Raw genomic sequence first — 447 nt, forward strand, 5'->3', positions numbered from 1 at the left:
GGCCGAGAATATGGCAGCAGCCAAATCACGCGCCTTGTGCTGATGCGTCGCCTGATCTCGGCGAGACCGCGCTGCAATGTTCGTCTTGGTGGGTCGTTGGAGCCAATTGCCATGATGGTCATACCATAGTTCTTTGCAGGTTTACGCCATGCCAGAATCTGCTCGGCGGAGGCGCGCTCGACTGCCATGACATCGCAGTGCAAGGCACGACGCGCATTGATCGCTTGCGCCATACCCACACCGATGCTGTCGCCGAGAATGAGGCACTCGAACAATTCTCTATGCCCCAGGGCCAGGCGCCGCGCCGCTCCTATGGGTTCGCTCAAAAGTTGGCACATTTACCCCGACAAAGTGATTCGAGCTGCGCCTCGAGATCAGCCAATTCTGTCTCGGCAATGATATAAAAGTCTTCCTCCGCCGCGAAGAATCGATGGAGATGGTCTTCCT

At 56.8% G+C, this 447-nt stretch carries 1 protein-coding gene; it reads right to left on the bottom strand.

Features of this window, described 5'->3' with window-relative positions:
* The coding region (locus tag AACY08_RS29765) for a hypothetical protein (protein WP_339472678.1) at window positions 1–326 on the bottom strand (326 nt) is incomplete at its 3' end.
* Window positions 327–447 lie beyond the last annotated feature (121 nt).

The sequence above is a fragment of the Pseudomonas sp. EL_65y_Pfl1_R83 genome (assembly GCF_963970695.1).
In the GTDB taxonomy this organism is placed as follows: domain Bacteria; phylum Pseudomonadota; class Gammaproteobacteria; order Pseudomonadales; family Pseudomonadaceae; genus Aquipseudomonas; species Aquipseudomonas tritici.